The sequence below is a fragment of the uncultured Thiohalocapsa sp. genome (assembly GCF_913062725.1).
GTDB lineage: Bacteria > Pseudomonadota > Gammaproteobacteria > Chromatiales > Chromatiaceae > Thiohalocapsa.
In genome coordinates this window covers 1-18003 of sequence record NZ_CAJXWY010000015.1, presented here as the reverse complement: position 1 = coordinate 18003, position 18003 = coordinate 1, and the positions used below count along the sequence as shown (strand labels likewise).

Annotated in this window: 15 protein-coding genes; 6 read left to right on the top strand and 9 right to left on the bottom strand. The window is 69.0% G+C overall.

What is annotated here, in order from left to right:
- Window positions 1-5: 5 nt before the first annotated feature.
- The 5 genes from QZ588_RS05850 to nifE all read right to left on the bottom strand — a co-directional run bounded on the left by QZ588_RS05850 (window position 6) and on the right by nifE (window position 4659).
- A complete protein-coding gene (locus tag QZ588_RS05850; RefSeq protein ID WP_295540800.1) occupies window positions 6-482 on the bottom strand; it encodes a NifX-associated nitrogen fixation protein in 477 nt (158 codons plus the stop codon).
- Between the two features lie 168 nt (window positions 483-650).
- Window positions 651-1133, bottom strand: a complete 483-nt coding sequence (locus tag QZ588_RS05845) for a SoxR reducing system RseC family protein (protein ID WP_295540799.1) — start codon at window positions 1131-1133, stop codon at window positions 651-653.
- Window positions 1134-1236: 103 nt separating this feature from the next.
- Window positions 1237-1743: a NifB/NifX family molybdenum-iron cluster-binding protein gene (locus QZ588_RS05840; protein ID WP_295540798.1), complete on the bottom strand. Its 507-nt coding sequence runs from the start codon at window positions 1741-1743 to the stop codon at window positions 1237-1239.
- A 53-nt stretch (window positions 1744-1796) separates the two neighbouring features.
- Window positions 1797-3200 carry a nitrogenase iron-molybdenum cofactor biosynthesis protein NifN gene (gene nifN / locus QZ588_RS05835; RefSeq protein WP_295540797.1) on the bottom strand — a complete coding sequence of 468 codons (1404 nt, stop codon included), beginning with the start codon at window positions 3198-3200 and terminating at the stop codon, window positions 1797-1799.
- Complete coding sequence (gene nifE / locus QZ588_RS05830) at window positions 3193-4659, bottom strand: nitrogenase iron-molybdenum cofactor biosynthesis protein NifE (protein ID WP_295540796.1); 1467 nt, start codon at window positions 4657-4659, stop codon at window positions 3193-3195. The genes nifN and nifE overlap by 8 nt, the downstream gene beginning before the upstream one ends.
- Window positions 4660-5043: 384 nt before the next feature.
- Here nifE and QZ588_RS05825 point away from each other — a divergent pair, with 384 nt between their 5' ends.
- The 3 genes from QZ588_RS05825 to moaB all read left to right on the top strand — a co-directional run bounded on the left by QZ588_RS05825 (window position 5044) and on the right by moaB (window position 7371).
- The gene (locus QZ588_RS05825) at window positions 5044-5922 is read left to right on the top strand and encodes an SIR2 family protein (protein WP_295540795.1); all 879 of its coding nucleotides are present in this window, start codon (window positions 5044-5046) and stop codon (window positions 5920-5922) included.
- Between the two features lie 592 nt (window positions 5923-6514).
- On the top strand, window positions 6515-6856 hold the full coding sequence (locus tag QZ588_RS05820; protein WP_295540794.1) for a hypothetical protein: 342 nt from the start codon (window positions 6515-6517) through the stop codon (window positions 6854-6856).
- Window positions 6853-7371, top strand: coding sequence for a molybdenum cofactor biosynthesis protein B (gene moaB / locus QZ588_RS05815; protein ID WP_295540792.1), 519 nt, complete (start codon window positions 6853-6855; stop codon window positions 7369-7371). Before QZ588_RS05820 ends, moaB begins: the two co-directional genes overlap by 4 nt.
- 19 nt (window positions 7372-7390) lie before the next feature.
- On the opposite strand, the gene QZ588_RS05810 is transcribed toward moaB, so the two are convergent.
- Both QZ588_RS05810 and QZ588_RS05805 read right to left on the bottom strand, forming a co-directional pair.
- The gene (locus QZ588_RS05810; RefSeq protein WP_295540790.1) at window positions 7391-9610 is read right to left on the bottom strand and encodes a molybdopterin biosynthesis protein; all 2220 of its coding nucleotides are present in this window, start codon (window positions 9608-9610) and stop codon (window positions 7391-7393) included.
- A 45-nt stretch (window positions 9611-9655) separates the two neighbouring features.
- Window positions 9656-10858: a molybdopterin-binding protein gene (locus QZ588_RS05805; RefSeq protein ID WP_295540788.1), complete on the bottom strand. Its 1203-nt coding sequence runs from the start codon at window positions 10856-10858 to the stop codon at window positions 9656-9658.
- A 345-nt stretch (window positions 10859-11203) separates the two neighbouring features.
- On the opposite strand from QZ588_RS05805, the gene glp reads away from it, so the two are divergent.
- The gene (gene glp, locus QZ588_RS05800) at window positions 11204-12451 is read left to right on the top strand and encodes a gephyrin-like molybdotransferase Glp (protein ID WP_295540785.1); all 1248 of its coding nucleotides are present in this window, start codon (window positions 11204-11206) and stop codon (window positions 12449-12451) included.
- Between the two features lie 85 nt (window positions 12452-12536).
- On the opposite strand, the gene mobB is transcribed toward glp, so the two are convergent.
- Both mobB and mobA read right to left on the bottom strand, forming a co-directional pair.
- Complete coding sequence (mobB, locus tag QZ588_RS05795) at window positions 12537-13088, bottom strand: molybdopterin-guanine dinucleotide biosynthesis protein B (protein ID WP_295540783.1); 552 nt, start codon at window positions 13086-13088, stop codon at window positions 12537-12539.
- 34 nt (window positions 13089-13122) lie between these two features.
- The gene (gene mobA, locus QZ588_RS05790; RefSeq protein ID WP_295540781.1) at window positions 13123-13731 is read right to left on the bottom strand and encodes a molybdenum cofactor guanylyltransferase MobA; all 609 of its coding nucleotides are present in this window, start codon (window positions 13729-13731) and stop codon (window positions 13123-13125) included.
- Window positions 13732-14248: 517 nt separating this feature from the next.
- Between mobA and QZ588_RS05785 the strand changes: the two genes are divergently transcribed.
- Both QZ588_RS05785 and QZ588_RS05780 read left to right on the top strand, forming a co-directional pair.
- Window positions 14249-15685, top strand: coding sequence for a sigma-54 dependent transcriptional regulator (locus tag QZ588_RS05785; protein WP_295540779.1), 1437 nt, complete (start codon window positions 14249-14251; stop codon window positions 15683-15685).
- 61 nt (window positions 15686-15746) lie between these two features.
- Entirely contained in the window at window positions 15747-17906 is a 2160-nt protein-coding gene (locus QZ588_RS05780; protein ID WP_295540777.1) for a cache domain-containing protein, read from the top strand.
- The last annotated feature ends 97 nt before the right edge of the window (window positions 17907-18003 follow it).

Here is an 18003-nt window from a genome sequence, read left to right as displayed (position 1 = left end):
ATGGCCTACAACCCGGCCACCTCCGAATGCTCGCCCACCAGGCCGAGCGCTACCGACAGGTACTTGTCCGCCTCGTCCTTCATCTTGCCGAGGCTCGGGAAGCCGAAGCGGTGCACGTCGCGGAGGCTGCGGTCGAGCACCACCAGCTTGCCGACGGTGATGAGCACGCGGCCGAAGCCCTCATGGGTCAGGTTCACCAGCGGCACGGCCATGCGGCCGCATTCCTGCTCGATGAGCGTGGCGATGGCGTTGTAGAAGACCTTGATGCGGGCGATGACGATCTCGTCCGGATCGCCCACGATGGGTAGCTCACGCTTTTCTTCCTTGGTGAGCACGAAGGGCTCGAGGATCTCCGCCGCGGACTGCGCGTCGGTGCTGCCGTAGACGTCGATGGCGCGCATCTGGCGCACCATCTCCTGGCCAAAGGCGGTGGCGAGCACCGGGTCGTCTGCGGCGATTTTCGGGGCGGCTGTCGTAGTCATGGCGCTGTTGGCTCTCCTGTCGGTGTGTGTTGCACGGGGCCTGTTGGTTGGCTGGGGGGGCGGCCTGCGCAAGTGCGGCGAGCGTCATCGCCGAGCGCGTGCGGTGCGGCGGCTGTTGCGTTGTGCCGTTGCGCCGTCGCGCCCTGCGCACCTGCGCGTTGCCGTCAATCACCCCGCCACCGTCGGATGGGGCGGCTCGATGGTGACGTGACCGGCGCATGCCACACGGCGCAGCAGCAAGGGCCGAAAGCGTGCCCGCGCGCCGCCGCCGCCGGTGATGAGACCGGCGAGCCAGAGCCCGGCGAGCAGGCCGCCGAAACCGCTGGCGGCGCCGGCCATGTCGCCCAGGCCCGCGGCATCGGCACCGCCGGCGGCGCCGACCAGCGCCAGCAGCGGCAGCAGATAGGCGCTCAGCGAGGCGCGCACCAACAGCGGGCTGCGAATGCCGATGACCACGCGCTCGCCGGCGGCGAGTCCCAGGTGGTCGACGACCCGCAGCCGGGTGGCGCTGCCCTGGCCGAACAGCTTGGCGACGGTAGCGGTCCCGCAACTGCTGCCATGTCCGCAGCCCGAGCAGCTGCTCCGCCGCGGCACCTCCACCAGCGCGGCACCGTCAGCGACGGCGATCACGGATGCGTCTTGTTCAATCACGATCGAGCCCCCCCAGTGAACGGCTCCGCAGGCAGCGGCCGATGGCACCTGCGCCACGCCATGACCCCCGGCGGTATCAACCAATAACCAATAGCCAACCCCCTCACTCCGTCCACCCCTCCGCCTCCATCGCCTCGAACCGATCGGCCCGGCGCGGCGCACGGCGCTCCAGGGCCCGGGCGAGCCAGGCGCTCGGCCCCTCACGGAGCTCGCGCCGCAGGCCCCGCAGCAGGTCGCTGATGGCGGTGTCCGCGGGGACCTTGATGGGCTGGATACCGCGGGTCTTGAGCTGGCCAATGGCGGCGGCGCCCACCGCCTGGCAGTACACGGCCACACAGTCGCCGAGGGCGTCGATCTTGGCGGCGAGCTTGTCTTCGTTGCCGTCCATGTCGAGCCGGCCGAACTGGGCCGCCTCCAACAGCTCGGCTTGGTGGGCATCGACGCGGTAGATGACGAAGCCCGCGGCGGCGCCGAAGTGCTGGTCCACGTGCTTGCGGTCGGCGCTGGCGAAGGCCACGCAGACCTGTGCGTGCGTCTGGTCCGCCGCGGCGCCCGCCGCGCCGGGCGTGGTTCCGCCGTCGATGAGCCTGAGCTTGCGTTCGAAGGTCATGGTCGTCTTCCGCGGTGGCGATGATCGAAGGGCGGCGTCGGCGGGGTGGGCCGCTAGGCGGCGTTGCGCTCCGCCGCCGGCCATTGCTTGAGGCTGGAACGATAGGCGGGGATCACGCCTTTGTGCCGGCCGAGCAGGATATTGGCGAGCTCGAACAGGGTTGCGCGTGTGCCCGTGTAGCCGATCCACTGGCGTTGGTAGCCGCCGAGGATGTCGAACTGCGGGAAGCCGGCGCGCAGCAGCGGGATGCCCAGGCGCTCGGCGGTGTGCACGCCGTGGCTGTTGGTGATGAGCACCTCGGCGCCGCCGGCGCGGGCGCGCTGCTCCAGGTCTTCGAGATCGCCGATCTTCACCGTGGCCGCCGCGACGTGCTTCAGCGCCGGGGCGTTGGTGGGCGCCACGGCAGCGCAGGTTTCCGCGCCCATGGCGGCCAGCAGCTGGGTCAGCGCCGCCAGCAGGTCGCCGTCGGCGGCCACGGCAAAGCGCGCCTGCCCGAGGGAGAAGTGGGCGTCCAGCATGGCATCCTGGAGCTGACTGCGCTGGCGGGCGATGCGCTCGGGCACCGGCTCGGCGCTGATGGCCGCCAGCGTGGTGATGAAGGCGTCCATGGCCTCGAGTCCCATGAGATGCGGAAAGCGGTGGTCGGGCACACCAGTGCGGGCGGCCAGCGCATCGGCGGCGCCATCGAGGGACTTGCCGATGACCAGGGTCGCCGCCGCGTCACCCAGGTGCGCAAGCTCGTCGAGTCGTGTTCCGCCGATGGTGAGCGCGCTGTAGTCGGTGTCCGCCAGGTGCCCATCCAGGGAGTCAGACAGGTCCGGCAGCAACATCGGGCGCAGCCGGAAGCGCTCCAGCAGATCTTTGATGTGCTCGAGGTCACCCACCGTCAGGTGTGCGCCGGCGAGCACGTTCACCTGCCGCCGGCGGCGCCCGGGCCGGGTGCCGGCGATGCTGGCCTTGGGCACCAGGCGTTCGATCATGGCCTTGAGGGCGGCGTTGAAGCCGGACTCCAGGCTGCCGCTGTAGTCGGGCGTGCTGACCGGCACCACGGCGATATGATCGTATTCCGGGTGCTTGGCCCGGAACATGGCCACGGCGCGCTCGATGTCGGCGCCCTGGGTCTCGGTGAGACCGGTGGTGGGCAGGCCGATGAGGGCCGGCGCATGCTTGGTGGCGATGGTGGCGAGCCCCGCCACCACGGCATCGTCGCTGCCCATGATGGTGCTGACCTGGTCCAGCGCCGTGGTCTGCATCGGCATGGGCTCGCGGAAGTGCTGGATGAAGAAGATCTTGCCGAAGGCGGTGCAGCCCTGGCTGCCGTGCAGCATGGGCAGGCAGCGGTCCATGCCGAGGAAGGCCAGGGTGGCGCCCAGGGTCGCGCTGGCCTTCAGCGGGCTCACCGCCAACGCCTTGTGACGCTTGACGATCTCGGGGGGCTGGACGGTCGTCTCAGGCATGGCTGGCGGCCTCGTGCTCGGCGGTTGGCCGCGCGCTCGACGGCGCCGCAGCGGGCGCCTGCGCGGTGTCCGGGGCGCCCGCGGGCAGCGCCCAGGGCGGCGCGCTGCGCACGGCGGCCCAGATGGGGCTCTCCAGGGTCACGCAGAGCTGACGTGCCAGCTCCAGCATGCCGGCGTAGCCGGCGTAGCCGAATTCGCGCTCCTGGTTGATGTCCAGGAACGGAATACGCGCCTTGAGGGCGGTGTACATGTTGCGCCCGCCGGCGATCATCACGTCGGCGTCATGGCGCTTGTACAAGTCCAGCAGCGCGCGCGGGTTGCCGTCTTCGATCATGGGCGCGTCCTCGCCCATGAGGGCGCGGATGCGTGCCTTGTCGTCTTCGGTGGACTTCTTGGTGCCGGTGGCCACCACGGTCAGCCCCAGATCCTGCAGGGCCGAGACGATGGACCAGGACTTGACGCCGCCGGTGTAGAGCAGGGCGCGCTTGCCCGCCAGGCGCTCGCGCCAGGGGGCCAGGGCCGCCCGCAGACGCGCCTCCTCGCGGGCGATGAGCGCCTCGGTGCGGGCGCCGAGCGCCGGGTCGTCGATGCGCCGGGCGAAGTCGCGCAGGGCCTGGGACATGTCGGCGACGCCGTAGAAGCTGCCCTCGAACCAGGGAGTGCCATAGCGCTCCTGCAGCTGGCGGGCGACGTTGATCATGGCCTTGGAGCAGACCATCATGTTGACGTCCGCGCGGTGCATGGTTTGCACCTCGCGGAAGCGGGCATCGCCGGAGAGGGTGCACAGCACCCGCAGCCCCAGCTCATCGAGCAGCGGCAGCACGTGCCAGAGCTCGCCGGCGATGTTGTACTCGCCGATGAGATTGACGTTGTGCACCGTGAAGCCGTCGCCCTCGACGCCCGCCGGCACCGGGTCCGGCTCGCGGCCGCCGCACACCTGCTTCACCATGGTCTCGCCGGCGATGCGGTTGCCGAGGTTCTTGGTGCCGTAGAAGCCGGCGGCGTCCACCGGGATCACCGGCGTGCCCCAGCGCTCGGCCGCCGCCTTGCACACGGCGCCGATGTCGTCGCCGATGAGCGCCGGCACGCAGGTGTTGTAGACGAACACCGCCGCCGGCTGGTAAGTCTCGATGGCCTGCTTGATGCCGTGAAAGAGCCGCTTCTCGCCGCGGCCCATGATCACGTCCTGCTCGGTGAGGTCCGTGGTCATGCCGAGCTTGAACAGCTCAGGGCCGGTGGAGCGGGTGCCGCGATTGTCCCAGGCGCTGCCGGCGCAGGCGATGGACCCGTGCACGATGTGCGCCACGTCGACGATGGGCAGCAGTGCGATCTGCGCGCCGTCGAAGGCGCAGCCGCCGGCGGTGGCCCCGGGCTTGGGCTTGGCGCAGCCGGACTTGGCCTTCTGGTTGTGCTCGCAGGCCGGCTCGTCTAAGAGCGCGGCGATGTCTTTCTGCTTCATGCTCGGTCCTGCGCAAGGGTGTCGGCGGGGATGAAGCAGAAGCCATGCCAGCGCGCGGGCAGTCGTCGTCGCCGCCGCCCGATGTGCACTAAGTCCTTGTTTTGGAAATTTTGGATGGCCCGGCTAACCGCCTCTGCCGGCCTGCGCGGGTGTTGTCAGGAAATCGACAAGCTGCAGTGCGTGAGGGGTTTGGCACAGGCCCGAGGCCAACGGCAGCCGTGGCCGACGACGGCCGTGGCAGGGTTGCGCGGGCGGGCAGTGCGCCGTGTCGGCTTGGCACCGGGATTGCTAACGGCCTTGAGACCGGGAGTGCCCATCCCCGGCGCCGGGGTTGCTGACCAGCCTCGGATGAACCTCGACCCGATAACGACGGAAGCCCCGCCCATGCCGATCTCCCTTTCCGACCTCGCCCAAGCCGTGCAGCGCGGCGATCTGGTGCCCTACCTCGGCCCCGGTGTGCTCGCCGACGTGCGCGACGGCGCATCCGGCGAGCCCATGCCGGCGCTGAGCGATGACCTGATCCTGGCCATGAACCAGGGGCGGCCCATGGCACCGCGGCTCATGTGGGAGTTCCCGCGCGCGGCCATGGACGTGGAGCTGAAGCGCGGACGCAGCGCCGTCAATCGCTTCCTGGACCAGCTCTACGGGCAGCGCGACTGGACGCGGGCCGCGCTGCACGACTGGCTCGCCGCCATGGCGCCGCCCTACGTCATCGACATCAACCGCGATACCCAGCTCCAGGATTCTTACGCCGGGCGCCCGCACACGCTCATCCGGGGCATCGCCCGCGTGGGCGGCACGGACTATCGGTTCAAGCTGCACACCTACGACGGTGAGGCGTACCGGGAGGCGAGCCAGGCCAGCGTGGACCCGCGGCTGCCGATCCTGTTCAAGCCGCTGGGCAGCCCGCGTCCCGATGCCACATACATCGCCTCCGATGCCGACTTCGTGGACTACATCACCGAGCTCATGGGGGGGTTCGGGCTGCCCGAGTTCCTGAAGCGGTATCGGGTGGGCCGGCAGTATCTCTTCCTCGGCATGCGCTTCACCCGCGACACCGAGCGCATGGTGATGGCGGACGTGGTCTACGGCGCCGGCGAGCCCGCAGGCTATGCACTGATTCCTGAGCCCACCGAGAAGGAATTGCGCTTTTGCGCCAACAAGGGCATCGAGGTCATCGAAGCGGACTCGAGAGACCTGCTTGCGGCGACGGGCGGTGTCGACGAAGCGTTGGTACCGTCGGTCTATGAAGTCGGCTGCTGAGCCACAGCGGCGCAGAGATCCTCAATACACGGCGATGCGGACAGCGCAAAGGCGCTCCCGGTTGCCGCCTGCGCCGGCGGCGGGCGGGCAGTTCTGCGGCATGCCGTGCATGCGTCGGTCACGGCCGGTGGGTACGGTCGGTCCCCGAGCCCGGTATCCGTCCGGATGCCAGTCCGGGCCAGGGCGCTGAACGCCTGCGGGCGCCGCCGTATGGAACGGCCTCGGGCCGCGGTGGACGCTGGCAATGGCCGACGGATGTGGCGCTTCACACGGGTCCTCAGCGCTCGGATTCACGACGCAGTCTGGGAGTTTCGTTGCCGCCGCCGGAGCGGATAGACCGCGTGCCTGGGCACGAACGCCCGTTCCCCGGGCATAAGCAAGCGGTAGTCCTTGAGTGTCGTAGTTTCGATCGCCTCGATGCGATACCACCACAGTAAACGACCGACGATCTTGACGGTGTATTCATTCGTCCCGTACCACGACCGCAGAATGAGTCTGCCGAGCTCTGCGTCCGTTGAGCTGCTGCTCATCGATTGAACCTCGCGAATCTCAAAACATGGTTTGTACCCGACAGCATGGAAAGACTCCGGACATGCTGTCGCAAGCCCCCATCTCCGTGGGGTTAGGCTACCCAGGGGATGACGCGCATGCTTTGCAGAGCGTCTACGATACTTGTCTGTGCGTCTACGGCCTTTTCAGGATGCCGGTGCGCGACCTGATCCCGGGCTTTGTCCCCGACGCCTGGCCGCACCGGCTCGACGACAGCACGCTGGAGAAGGTCTCCAACGCCTGGCCGCCGCCATCATCGGCTGCGGGCACCCGCGCGAAGACCGCGACCTGCTGCGCCGGCCCGTTGAACATCCACTGCCGCCGCCCCGATATGCCCATCGGGCGCGACGACATGCGCTGCCCGCCGCCAGGAGTCCTCGCGTGAACCAGACCGTATTCATCCCGCTCGCTGTCGCCGTGCTGACCGTGTCCGACAGCCGTACCGAAGCCGACGACAAATCCGGCCAGTTCCTACACGATGCGCTCAGCCGGGCAGGCCACAGCGTCGTCGCCAAGGACATCGTCATCGATGATGTCTACCAACTGCGCGCGGTCGTTTCGCGCTGGATCGCCGATCCCGGTGTGCGCGTCATCATCAGCACCGGCGGCACCGGCATCACCGGCCGTGACAGCACCCCGGAGGCGATGCGGCCGCTGTTCGACAAGGAGATCGCGGGCTTCAGCGAGCTGTTTCGGCAAGTGTCCTACGAGGAGATCGGGGCCAGCACCATCCAGTCGCGCTGCCTCGCCGGCCTCGCCAATGGCACCCTGATCTTTTGCCTGCCGGGCTCGAGCGGCGCCTGCCGCACCGCCTGGAACAAGATCCTTGAGCCGCAACTCGACAGCCGCACCAAGCCCTGCAACTTCGCGCAACTGATCGAGCGCTTCGGCGAGCGCTGAGCGGCCCCGCCACCGGCCCTCAGAGGCGGAACCCGAGCACGCGCAGATCGTCCCTGGTGTGCGCTTCGGCGAGCAGCCCGAGCAGGTGCGCCACCGCCGGTCGCTGCATGCGATCCTGCGGCAGTACCAGGTCGTAATGCTCTTCCCTAAGCGGCAGAAAGCCGAGTCCGTACAGGCGTGCGACCGTGTCGATGGCGACCCCCCAATCGGCGCGGCGATTGGCGACGGCGCTCGCGACCGCGTTGTGCGACTTGCTCTGGATGGCATAGCCGGCCGGCCGCGCCGAACCGAGCAGGTCGTCGATGAGGATGCGCGTGCCACTGCCGAGGTTGCGGTTGATCATGACGCAATCGGCGTCGGCGAGCGCCCGGGCAACCGCCTCGGAGGCGTCCCGGCAGGCGCCGAAACGGGGGTCGTCGAGGCGGAAGACCAGGCCTTGCAGGCGCCGATAGCCGGTCACCAGCGTCATGCCCGGACCGAGGTAGTCCTGGTTGTAGCGTCCCGTCTGCGGGTGGAGCAGATGGCAGCCGGCGAGATCGCACTCGCCGCGCCGCACCGCCGAGAGCCCGCCCTGGCTGCCGACGTGCAGTGATTTGGTGGTGAAGCCGGCGCGCTGCAGCCGTCCGAGCAGGTAGTCGAGGCCGACGCAATGGCTGCCGATGGTGACCAGATCGGCCGGCTGCAGGCGCTCGGTGATGAGTTGCACGCGAACCGGCGTACCGGCGGCGACGACTTCGGTCTGTGCCGGAATGATGATGAAGCCGTCGGCATGACTGAAGGCGGTCACCGCCCCCGAGCCCTTGCCGGTCGGATAGGCGGCCAGACCTTGTGCGCCTGGCATCAGACCGACCAGCAGGAACTCGGTGCGCCCACGCTCGGAGTCGGCCCGGGTCGCGAGCGTCGCCGACACGCTGGCGCCATCGGCGCCCGCGGTCGGTTCGCCGCTCCCGGTCGCGATGGCCGACGGCTGGAGCGGCTCCTGTCGCCCGGGTGCGAACGCCGTCCCCTCTCCCGGCACGCCGGATGCGTCCGGCGGCGACGACGGGAGCAGGCCGGCGCCGCCGGCGGCGCCGACCAGGCGCGCCAGCACGGGGGCGACGAAGCGGTGGAAGGTGAAGATGGCGGAGGTCGGAAATCCTGGCAGGATGACGACCGCTTTGCCAGCAGTGGCGGCCAGGCACAGCGGCTTGCCGGGTTTGATGGCGACGCCGTGGACGACGATGCCGGGATCGGTCAGTCGGGCGATGACCTCGTAGGAGAGGTCGCCGGCACCCTTCGACGTACCGCCGGACAATAACACGGCGTCGTATTCGAGCGCGGACGCGAGCACGCCTTCCAGCGCCTCGCGATCGTCACCGACGGCGCCGAGGCGGATCGGCTCGCAGCCCAACTCCTCGACCGCGGCCGCGAGAATCGCGCCATTGGAGTCGTAGACACCGCCGGCGCGCGGCGGCATACCCGGCGCCAGGATCTCGTCGCCGGTCGAGATGATGGCGACCCGGGGGCGCCGGTTGACCGCGACCTCGGCCAGACCGAGCGCCGCAATCACACCGATCTCGCGCGAACCGAGTCGTTGCCCGGCGCGCAGCACCGTCTCGCCACGCCCGATGTCCGTCCCGGCGAAGGCGATGAAGGCGCCGGGGGCGATCGGCCGGTGGATGCACACCGCATCGACCGCATCGGACGGCTCGCCGGCGTCACCATCGGCTAAGGCCCCGGCGGCGCCAGGAGCCGCATCCACGGCATCCGCCGCGGGTGCAACCGCCAACTCGGTGTCCTCGATCAGCACGACCGCATCGGCGCCGCGCGGCAGCATGCCGCCCGTCGCGATCAGACTGGCCTGGCCTGCGCCCACCGGCACCCGCGGCACCACCCCGGGCGTCAGCAGGTCCTCGGTGAGGCACAAACGCACCGGTACCGCCGGCGAGGCGCCGGCCGTGTCCTCGGCACGCACCGCAAAGCCATCGACATTGGCCCGATCGAACCCCGGCACATCCACCGGCGCCACGAGATCCTGCGCCAGCACCCGGCCCAGGGCCGCCGCCAGCGGCACCGCCTCGACCCCGACCGGCTCCAGCCGCACGGCCGCGGCGAAACGCCGGCTGGCCTCCTCGGCGGTGACCACCTCGAGGAACTGTCGCTGGCTCGCGGCCGCGCGGCGCGATGCGAGCAGCTGCGCCCGCTGCCGTTTATTGGTTGCGTCCGCGCTCGCGGGCGCATCCGAGCGCGCCTCGCTCATGCGTCCACCGTCCACAGGATTCGAAACATCAGCATCTCCATCGATTCATATGCGCGTCAAGTACACATCCACCCAGGCGCCACTCGCATAGCCTTCGCGCTGCAGCGGTACCGGCACCCAGCCATCGGCGTCCACCGCCGCCCGCAAGCAGGGCTCGCCGGCCACCTGCAGTGGCTCCGCGCAGGGCCCGTCGGTGGTCTCGCACAGCCGCACCCAGCACAGTTGCAGGCTGCCCAGTGCCGCCGCGATCTTGCGCGTCAGGCGCGCCCTGCAGCGCTGATGCGGCCAGCCCGGGTCAAGTCCCGCGAGCCGCCGCACCAGGCGTCCGACCACCAATTCGTAGGCGCCCAGACAGGCCATGGGCGACCTTGGCAGCAGGCAGACCGGGCGGTCTGCGAGCTGTCCCAGACTCAGGCTGTCGCCGGGTGCGATCGCCACCCCCCGCAGCTGCAATCCGCCCGCCGCCGCCAGGGCGGCGGCCGCCCCATCGTTGTGGCCGAGGCCGGTACCACCGATGCAAAGCGCCACGTCGACCCCATCCAGACCTTGCAGGCGCCGCACCAGCGACTCGCCATCGGCATGCACCTCGAGCAGGCAAGGCTGTCCGCCGTCGGCGGTGACCAGGCTCTGGAGCATTTCGGCATCGACATCGTCCGCCCGCGGCCGGCAGCACATGACCGCGACCCGCGGCCGGCCGATCACCTGCACCCCGGTTGCTCCGAGCAGCCGCAGGAGCGCGAGATCCGGCGCCCGCAAGCGGCGGCCGGCGTCGAGCAGTGTTTCGCCGTCGCGGCAGTCCTCGCCGCGCGCGCGCACCCCCTCGCCGACCGCGACCGGCCGACACACCAACAGCCCGGCGCCGTCGGCTGCGGCTGGATCGGGCTCGGGCGCGTCCGCCGCCAAGACGGCGTCGACCCCCGGTGGCAGCGGCTCACCGATGGCGATCGGCTGCGCCGCCGCGGCCTCGAGGACGCCGTTGATGGTCGTCGAGTGCAGCCGAAACGGTAGGGGGTTGTAGCCGCTGGCGCCGAGGGTCGAGGCGGCGTTCACCGCAAAGCCGTCGATGCCGGCGGTTGGTCGCGATGGCAGCGCATGACGCGCCGGCACGGGCGCGGCCAGACAGCGCCCCGACGCCCGGGCCAGCGGCACCCGTTCGATCGCCACCGGTGCCGTTTGCCGATCCACCCAGGCCCAGGCCTCCTCAGGTAGGCAACGGTGCAGGGGCGGTGGCGGTGCTGGCGGCGGCATGGCGAGGCTCTGTGGGCGTACGGGCCGGGTTGGCGACCGGGTCGGCCAGGAACACCGATGTGCTGGCGTGCCGGGGTTCCATTCGGGGGTCCATGACGTGACAGACGGCATGCACATTGCATGCCGGGAGCGGGGGCGGGGCACATCGAGCCAGGTGACGCGAGCCGACCCTTGATGCGGGTTCCTGAACGGCCCGGCCTGGGTCATTTTGTCGCGGTGGATCGGCGAGGTTGTAGCGAAACATCCCGCCCCAATCACTGCGGACGCTCGCCAGACCGACCGGGCCGGTGCCGCTTGACCCTCGGTCCGTGTCCAATGCCAGTCACCCAATCCCGACGAGCCCACATGACCGCCCGCTCTGCCAGCTGCCTCGATCCTTGGGACAATGCCATGTCGGCCGACGAGGCGCTCGCGTCGATCCGCCGCGAAGTGGCGCCGATCGCGGCGGTCGAAACCGTCGCTCTGCACGACGCCCCGAATCGCGTCCTGGCCGAGGATCTGATCGCGAGCGCCCATGTGCCGCCGCATCGCAACTCGGCGATGGACGGCTATGCGCTGCGCGGCGCAGACCTCGGCCGCGGTCCCCTGCAACTGCACCTGTGCGGCGAGGCCTTCGCCGGCCATCCCTTCGTCGGCGAGGTACCGGCCGACGGCTGTATCCGGATCATGACCGGTGCCCCCATGCCGCCGGCGTTGGACACCGTGGTGATCCAGGAACGGGTCACGCGCGACGGCGACCGGGTGAGCATCCCCGCCGGCGAAATCGCCGGCGCCAACGTCCGCCAGGCCGGTGAGGACATCGCCGCGGGCAGTCTGGTGCTGGCGGCGGGCAGCCGATTGACGCCGGCGCGGCTGGGGCTCCTGGCCTCGCTCGGCATCGCGCGCGTGCCGGTGCGGCGACGGCCGCGGGTCGCCTTCTTCGCCAGCGGCGATGAGATCAGGCCGCTCGGCGCCGCCCTCGGCCCCGGCCAGATCTTCAACAGCAACAGCTACACACTGTTCGGGTCACTGAAGGCCCTCGGCGTCGAGACCATCGATCTCGGGCTGGTCCGCGACCAACCCGAGGCCATCGAACAGGCGCTGCGCGCCGGCGCCGGGCAGGCCGACCTGGTGCTGACCACCGGCGGCATCTCGGTGGGCGCGGCCGACCATATCGGCCGGCTGATCCCATCCCTCGGGCGCATCCACTTCCACAAGGTCGCCATCAAGCCGGGCCGGCCACTGACCTTTGCGTCCATCGACCAGGCCCTGTTCTTCGGGCTGCCGGGCAATCCGGTTGCGGTGCTGACCTGCTTTCAGCAGTTCGTACGGCCGGCGCTGCGGCTGCTGAGCGGCGAAGACGACGCCGCGCCGCTGCGGTTTCCGGCGCGCAGCCTGACCGGGCTCCGGCACAAGCCGGGGCGGACCGAATACCGCCGGGGCCTGCTCTCATGCGACGCCGATGGCCATCCGGTGGTCGACGGCAGTGGCCGTCAGGGCTCGGGCATCCTGACCTCCATGAGTCACGGCAATTGCTTCATCGTCCTGCCACCCGATCGCGGCGCCGTCGAGCCGGGCGAGTGGGTCATGGTCGAGCCCTTCGCAATCGACTGACCGCGCCGAGGTCCCCGTCGGGCTGACGTGACCCGGGACCCGGTTCGCAGCCGCGTCCAGGAGAGCGCCAGACGACGGCGCGGCGTCAGCCTCGGTCGCGCAGCCAGCCCTGGATGAAGGCGAGGATCGCTTCCGGCCGATTCAGGTCCAGCAATGGCAGCGGCCGGGTCGGCGTCAGTGGTGCGTCGCTGGCGACGGCGATGACATTCGGATCCTGCGGATGCATCAGCGGGTGACCGAGCGATGGACGATGGAGCTCGATTTTCGGTAAAGGCGCGCGCTTGAAGCCCTCGACCAGGATCAGATCGAGCCCGGCGCCATCCAGATAGGGCAGCAGGTCGGACAGTGTCGGCTCGCGTCTGAGGTCATCGAGCTCGCGCATCAGCGCCAGACGCCGCCGCGACGCGATCAGCATCTGCTCGGCGCCGGCGTGTCGCAACCGATAGCTGTCCTTGCCGGGTTGGTCGACATCGAAGCTGTGGTGGGCATGTTTGATGACGCCGAGCCGCAGACCCCGCTCGCGCATCAGTGGAATGAGCTTGGTCAGCAGCGTCGTCTTGCCGGTGCCACTGAAGGCGCAGAATCCGAGCAAGGGGGTCTGGCCGGCGGTGGTGTCGGTCACGGCCGCTGTGGTCATGGCCTGGTGCATGCCCCGGCGGCAGCTTGTGGTGTCATGGGTGCATCCCTCCGCCGAGCAGGCGTTCGGCATCGACCAGCGAGTTGATGTTGGCGAAGGCGTCCGGACGATCGTCGAAGCGGGCGACGGCCAATCGATGCCGTGCATACCAGCGATCGATCTTGCGCTCGCCTTCGCCAAGAAAGGCATCGAGGCTCGGCGCCAGGTGCCGGGGGATCAGTGCATACACCGGTTGCAGGCGCTCGCCGTCGCTGGCGACGGCCAATTCCGCCTGCTGTTCGATGAGCGCCGCCGCCAGACGTGTGGCGAGGTCCGGCGCAGGATAGGGGCCATCGCAGGGCAGGCTCAGCATCCAGGGTGTAGCGATGCGCGCCAGGGCGCTCGAGAAACCCGCCAGGGGGCCTTGGAAGTCGGCCATGGCGTCGGCGAAGACGGGGTAGCCGTAGCGGGCGTAGTCGGTCTGACTGCGGTTGGCGTTGATCATGATGTGCCCGACCTGGGGCCGTAGCGCGTCGATGACCCATTCGATCAGGGGGCGGTTCCCAAAACTGGCCAGGCCTTTGTCGATGCCGCCCATGCGGCGCGCGCGACCACCGGCCAGAATGACACCGGTGATGTCCTCTGTTTGCGGTGCGCTCGTCACGGCAACGCCCCCCTGAGTTGTTCCCGTCCCCGCCGCAGCCGGATCCTTGTCAGTGATGACACGGGACAATCCGGCCGCCACCGGCCCTGCGCGAAAAAGTGTAGGCGAGCAGCCGAATGGCAAGGGCACCGTCCGGCCCGAGCCACGATCGTCGCATATCGGGCGCCTGCGTCATCAACGAGCATGCTGGTGTGCCGCGGCGCCGGACGCGATCGCGCTGCCGCGCACATTGCAATCCGCGCGCGGTCGGATCGATGCCATCTCCGACACATCCGACTGAGGGCCGGATTGGGGTTTCTCTCAATGGCAATTTGCATCATATTGACCCATGGTCTGTCGGTGGGTGTTTCGCCACAGCAACCCCCCACAGCGATGGTGTCAACGGTGGCCCCACCGAAGGCATCGATAACGACAACAAGAACAGGCCCGTCTGCCCCGCCATGCGCCAATGCATCGGCGAAACCAGGGCTGGCGCGCGCTGTCACCACCAAAACAAGAAACTGCAGGAGGAGACGTGATGGGCGCCATTCCCTGGACCTGGTCACGCCCCGGCGCGGTCGGGTCATCGCAGCATGACCGCGCCCACAGGCTATCCGCCGGTGACGCCGTGTTGATCGTCGACGACGAGCCCGGGATGCGCAGTTTTCTGCGCCGGGGTCTGTCCCGACAGTTCCAACTGGTGGAGACCGCCGCCGATGTCGAGGAAGCCCAGGCGCTGCTGAACCGCTGCCACTTCGACCTGCTGATCGCCGACATTCGCCTGCCCGGGCAGAGCGGCCTCGATTGGGTGCGTGGTCTGCGCGAACAGCATGGCAACCTCGACGTCATCTTCATCACCGCCAATGCCGATCTCGAGTCGGCCATCGGTGCCCTGCGCGCCGGCGCCGCCGATTTCATTCTCAAGCCGTTCCGGCTCGAGCAACTCCTCAGCGCGGCGCTGCGCTGCACCGAGCGTCGCAGCCTGGTGCGGGAGAACTTCCTGCTGCAGCGCGAGGCGGTGCAGCGCAATCGCATCGACGGCCTGGTCGGTCATTGTGACCCGATCAAGGAGGTCTGCAGCATCATCGAGCGCATCGCCCCCATGCGCTCGACGGTGCTGATCACCGGCGAGTCCGGCACCGGCAAGGAGCTCGCCGCCCGCGCCCTGCATGCCCGCAGCGGTCGACCGGGCAGTTTCGTACCGATCAATTGCGGTGCGGTGTCGGGCGAGTTGCTCGAGAGCGAGCTCTTCGGTCACGTCAAGGGCGCCTTCACGGGGGCGCACCAGTCACGCGAAGGGCTGTTCAGCTTTGCCCATGGCGGCAGCCTGTTCCTGGACGAAATCGGGGAATTGCCGCTGGGCATGCAGGCGAAGCTGCTGCGTGTGCTCGAGGAGAAAACCATCCGGCCGGTCGGCGGTAATCAGGAAACGCCCGTCGATGTACGCATCATCGCCGCCACCAATCGCGATCTGGCCAGCGAAGTGCAGGCGGGGCGCTTTCGCGAAGACCTGTTCTATCGATTGAATGTCGTCTCCGTCCGGCTGCCGGCGCTGCGCGAGCGTGTCGATGACATGCCGGACCTGATCGACTTCTTCCTCGATCATTTTTCGGCCGAGCTTGGCCTGCCGCGACCGCAGCTCGGTGTCGATGAGCTGGCGTTGCTGTCCCGTTACGACTGGCCCGGCAATATCCGCGAACTGCGCAACGTCATCGAGCGTTCCCTGTTGCTGGGACGTCCGCCCAGCCGCTGCATCGCCCAGGACCTGCCGGCGAGCGAACCGGCATCGGACCCGGCGCCGGACGACGCGTCTCTGGCCGCCATCGAGCAATGCCACATCCTGCGCGTGCTCGACAGTTGTCAGGGCAACAAATCGGCAGCCGCAAGACAGCTCGGCATCTCTCGCAAGACCCTGGAGCGCAAGCTCAAACGCTGGGACGACGGGGACGATCCCGACGCCGACGGATCGGATTGAGCGCCCGGTCGGCCCACAGCGCGTGCCGATGCACCCGAGTGCGGCCCGACCGAAATCAGCGATGCATGCCGCACCTGCTCCGGCGTCCGGGAATCACCCACGCAAGCGCCGGCGTTCCACCAAGGTTCGCAACAAACTGCTGACGCTTGTGCTGCTGCCGCAATTGATCGCGCTGCCCCTGGTGCTGACGCTGGTCGCGCACTGGGGGCGGCAGGCCGGCTACCAGCAACTCTTCATCAAGGTGAGCACCGACCTGTCGGTCGCGCAAAACCTCTTCGAGCGGATGCAAGACGCCTATCTCGACCGGCTCGCCGCGCTGGCCGACTCGCATCGCCTGCGCCTTGCACTCGCCGATGCCGATGCCGATGCCGACGCGATCCGGGCACTGCTGCGTCAGGCCAGTGACGCCGGCGGCTTCAGCTTCCTGCGGCTGCTCTACCCTGCGCAGGCCGCGGGCGCAGACGGGTCGCAGGCAGGCTCGATGCCGGATCTGGCGACACCGCTGCTCGCACGTGGCTGGCGCGGCACCCGCGGGGTCGGCATCGAGGTCCATCCGCTCGCGCAACTGGAACCCTTGACCGATATCTGGCTCGGCACACCACCCGGGCGCCTGGCGCTGGACTTGCTGCCCACGGAGCGGGCCGCCCCCAGTGGCCGCCAACGCGAGGACCGGGCCATGCTGATCCGTGTCGTGCAGCCGTTGCTCGATGCACAGCAACGGGTGCTGGCGCTCCTCGATGGTGGCGTGGTGCTGAACGGGGATTTCGGCGTCGTCGACGGGATTCGCGATCTGCTCTATGGTCCCGGTCGGTTACCCGACAGGAGTCTCGGCACCGTGACCCTGTTTCTGGACGATGTGCGCATCAGCACCAATGTCCCACTCGCGCCCGGCGAACGGGCACTGGGCACCCGGGTCTCACAGGCGGTCCGCGACCAGGTGCTCGGCCGCGGACAACCCTGGATCGATCGCGCCTTCGTGGTCAACGACTGGTACATCTCCGGCTATCTGCCGATCGAGGATCTGGCCGGCAACCGCATCGGCATGCTCTATGCCGGCTACCTCGAAGCGCCCTTCCGCAGCATGCTGTTCAACGCCTTCGTGGCGCTGTCCGGCGTATTGCTTGGCATCGCCCTGCTCAGCACCCTGCTCGGTATCCATGGCGCGCGCAGTATCTTCCGGCCGATCGAGCGCATCAGCGCCGTGATCCAGGCCACCCGCGCCGGTTGCGAGCAGCGGGTGGGCGCCGTCGACGCACGCGACGAGATCGGCGACCTGGCGCGCGAGTTCGACGCCATGCTCGACCTGCTCGCGCACAGCAACCGTCAGATCCGCGAAGCGAGCGAGTTGCTCGAGCGCAAGGTGGAGGAGCGCACCGCAGAATTGCGCCACCGTAATCTCGAGCTCGAACGGACCGTCGCCTTGCTGCGTGAGACCCGTCACGCGTTGGTCGAAGCCGAAAAGCTCGCCGCGCTCGGGGAGTTGTCGGCCGGTATGGCGCATGAAATCAACAATCCGATGGCCGTGATCCTTGGGAACCTGGATGTGCTGAGCGCAGAGCTCGGTGCCGCCGCAGCGCCGGTGCGCGGCGAGATCGAACTGATCGCGGCACAGGTGGAGCGGGTCCGCAGCATCATCGACAGCCTGCTGCAATTTGCCCGGCCGACCGGCCAGAGCACCGGACTCGAGACGCTCGACGTCAACCGCGTGGTGCGTGACACCCTGAAACTGGTCGAGCATCTGTCACGACAGGCTGCCGTCGACATCCACCTCGACCTGCAGGCGAGTACCCAGGTGCGCATCGGTCGCCAAGATCTGCAGCAGATCCTGGTGAACCTGCTGGTGAATGCGCTCCAGGCACTCGAGCATCGCGGCGGCGGCGGCGTCGTGTGTGTGGTCAGTCGAGATTGGGAGGAGCAAGGCGTCCGACTGCAGATACGCGACAACGGCCCGGGTATCCCGCCGGAGCGACTCGATCACGTCTTCCTACCCTTCTACAGCACCAAGCCCACACGCGAAGGCAGTGGACTCGGTCTGTTCGTCAGCCGGCTGTTGGCGCACCGCTACGGTGGCAGCATCCGTGTCTGGTCGCGCCCGGGCGAGGGCACCGAGTTCCGCCTCTGGCTGCTGCAATCTCCTTGTACCGAGACGGCCGACGCGCTGCTCGGCGGGCGCATCCAGGATGTCGATGGCGATGACGGTGGACGTGGTGCTCAGCCTTGATATACCCGGCGCATGTCAAGGTCCGGCGCAGGCGTCTGCGGGCTGGGTTGCGGCTGGCGGGGGTCTCGACAGCAGGGATGCTGTCGTGAAGCCTACA